1 protein-coding gene is annotated in these 339 nt (G+C 67.8%); it reads right to left on the bottom strand.

Annotated elements, in window-relative coordinates; genetic code table 11:
* Nucleotides 1-339 (bottom strand): zinc-binding dehydrogenase (locus ACLZOT_RS50860; RefSeq protein ID WP_416976100.1); only part of this gene is annotated, 339 nt, incomplete at both ends.

The following is a 339-nucleotide window of genomic DNA, read 5'->3' as shown; positions in this document are numbered from 1 at the left end:
AGGCCACCCAGCCCACCGGTCCCACCCGTGATCAACACCGTGCGGTCAGGATCCAGCGGCTGCGGCACCGTCAGCACGATCTTGCCCACATGCCGGGCCTGCGCCATACAACGGAAAGCGTCACGGGCCTGCCGGACATCCCACGCCCTGGTCGGCAGGGGGGACAGCACACCCGCCTCGAACAGCTCCGCCAACTCCGCCAACATGCCTCCCACCACGTCCAGGTCGAAGTCGGTCAGATCGATGGCCTGGTAGTTCACTTCGGGGTGCGTGGTGGCCACCGTGTCCGTGTCACGGATGTCGGTCTTGCCCAGCTCGACGAACCGGCCCCCCTCCCGC

This window comes from Streptomyces sp. 4F14, from assembly GCF_048159485.1.
Lineage (GTDB): Bacteria > Actinomycetota > Actinomycetes > Streptomycetales > Streptomycetaceae > Streptomyces.
The sequence above is the reverse complement of the archived record's forward strand: the minus strand, read 5'-3'. Positions and strand labels throughout refer to the sequence as shown.